Below are 2,459 nucleotides of genomic sequence, written 5' to 3'. Positions count from 1 at the left end.
GTTCGGGCTGAATTTCCCGATCTTCATATCCACCATGTCCGCTGTAGGTCTTCCAGGGGGGATCGGATCAGTACGGTTTCCTGACCTCGGTCATGGCAGTAGGAACGCTTGCAGGTGCGCTACTGGCCGCCGGACGCGAGAAGCCGCGGTTCGCACTCTTGCTGACCGGTGCCGCGACGTTCGGGGTCGGCTTTGCTTGTGCTGCGATAACGCCAGACGCCCGACTCTTCGGCACCACACTGGTCGTCATCGGGGTGGCGGGCCTGACCTTTGTCAATGCTACGAGCAGCCTGATGCAACTATCAACCGCGCCAGCGATGCGCGGGCGAGTCATGGCGCTGCGTCTGGCAATCGGCGTGGGCGCCACACCGGTCGGCGCGCCCATTGTCGGCTGGATCGCAGATGCGTTCGGTCCGCGTTGGGCGTTGGGTGTGGGCGCAGCTTCTGGATTCATGGCGGCGCTCGTTGCTCTGGTCTACCTGATTGGCCAACGACAGAACCGGGCTCCGATGGAACAAGGGTGATCCAGGCCTCTGCCCTCAAGTTCTTGCTACCAGCTAGAACGCATCTCACGCTTATTTATGAAATGGGTTCTAGTTGCCTGCAAAACCGATGCTTGAGCAGGCCGACATGACATCAAGCAGTGGCAACACCTTGGCGGCTTACTTGCAATCAGGATTACCGTGCGTCTTCATGCACTGGTTGCGTGCGCAGGCGGTGATGACCTGGTTACGGCCGTATTCGTTGATGTCAACGGTGACGTAGACCGGATAAGGCTGGTATTCGGTACGCATGATGTCCTGGCACACCGTATCGGTACGGTTGCCATTGGTCACCGAGGAGCAACGGGTCTGTCCGGTGGGTACCAGGATCGGGCGGCTGCGCATTTCCATGCGGGTCTGCTGGATCACCGGATACTGCGCATAGGCGGCCGGCGCGCACAGGTTCTCGGTGGCGCGGTAGGCTTCGGTGGCGCAGCCGGACAGCGCCAGCAGCGCGACCAGCCATGGCACAACGGTATAGGTCTTCATCTCGGGGATCTCATCGCTTGTCTACTGGCCCCAGATTGTAGCCGTGGATGGCCTCGCGCAGCAGGTGTACCGGGCCAGTGCGCGTATTGAAGTGGGCACCCCTGCAAGAAAATTCACAGTGCCAGCGACTTCCAGCCCTCGCGCCGCCATTGCTCGAAACCTTCTTCACTAAAGCGCCACAGATGCAGCCACCCATGCTCCAGCAACTGGCGCACGATGGCATGGCGGCTGACGATGGCATCGATGGCTGCTTGCGCGGCGTCGATCACCACCGTCAGGCGCAAGGGTTCATGCACCCACTGGCGACCATCATGCAAGGACTGGCGCGCCAGGCCGATACGCAGGTCGCCGCCATTGCCCTCGAATACGCCGATGGTGCCGCCCACCACGTTATGCAGCAGCTTGTTGCCGCTGCCCAGGCGCGCCGGGTCGCTGGTGGAGGCGTGATATTGCCAGTTGATCCAGTGGGTCACCAGCATGGGGGCAGTCATCAGCAATTCCAGCACGCTGCCGTCGCTGTCCTGGCTGGCCTGGTAGTCATGCAGGAAGCAGCGCCCGCCCAGGTCCAGCCCGCGGCTGCGCGCACGGGGCGCGATGACGAAGGCGGCATTGCCGGTCAGGCCCCACTCGGGACGGGGCTGGGCGCCATCGTTGGCGCGCCGGCGCAATTGCTTGAGCAAGGCCGGTGCATCCAGCGCGGCATCGGCCAGGCCCAGGCGCGGCGCACGCTCGCGCCGCACGCGGTCGCCGGCCTCGGCCAGCAGCGGTTGCAGGGCTTGCCAGCGCGCTTGCGCCGCCGGCGGCAACAGATCCAGGTCGAAGGCTTCGATTTCATCGGTGGTGGTGTTGTGCAGCACGGCCAGGAAGTGACTGTCCTCGGGGATGAAGATCTGCCGCTCCAGCAGCCCACGCCGTACCTCGCGCTCATTGAGCAACTGCGCCAGCGTGCGCGCATTGACCTCGCCGGTCTGGCCACAGCAGGCGCCGCAGTCCAGCGCCGCGGCATGGGCATTGTTGGTGGTCTGGCTGCCATGACCCACCAGCAGCACCAGCGGCGCCACCTGCCGGTCCAGGCCCATGGCGTGCAGCACGCGCTCGGCCAGCGCTACCTTCTCGGCCAGCGCCACGCCCACCAGTTGCGGACGGCAGAGCTCGCGGTAGCGGGCCGGCAAACCGGCCAGGTCATCCCGCGCCCGCTCACCCTGGCCGGGGCGCAACCACTTCCACAAGCCCCCCAGGGCCGTCACGCCAGCCACCTCGACGAAGGAAAACGCCGAGCCCGGCCAGCGCGTATTGCCCTGCCATTGATCCTGGAACGCCAGGGTCTTGCGCCGGGCGCGGGCCACCGCCTCGGCCAGCACGCCACTATCGGCGGCGCCGGAGGGGGCGACCACGTCCTGTACCTGATAAGCCGGCCCAGCAGCCCGA

2 protein-coding genes and 1 pseudogene are annotated in these 2,459 nt (G+C 65.3%); 1 reads left to right on the top strand and 2 read right to left on the bottom strand.

Features of this window, described 5'->3' with window-relative positions; translation table 11 throughout:
• Positions 1-524: pseudogene (locus tag I5W_RS19330) on the top strand (MFS transporter); the annotation flags it as partial.
• A gap of 138 nt (positions 525-662) precedes the next feature.
• Here the strand turns inward: I5W_RS19330 and I5W_RS19325 are convergent.
• Complete coding sequence (locus I5W_RS19325; protein ID WP_044530443.1) at positions 663-1,031, bottom strand: hypothetical protein; 369 nt, start codon at positions 1,029-1,031, stop codon at positions 663-665.
• A gap of 113 nt (positions 1,032-1,144) precedes the next feature.
• The coding region (locus I5W_RS19320; protein ID WP_044530442.1) for a putative inorganic carbon transporter subunit DabA at positions 1,145-2,459 on the bottom strand (1,315 nt) is incomplete at its 5' end.

This window comes from Herbaspirillum sp. B65, assembly GCF_000333555.1.
GTDB lineage: Bacteria > Pseudomonadota > Gammaproteobacteria > Burkholderiales > Burkholderiaceae_D > Herbaspirillum > Herbaspirillum rubrisubalbicans.
This window is presented reverse-complemented; position numbering and strand designations above follow the sequence as displayed.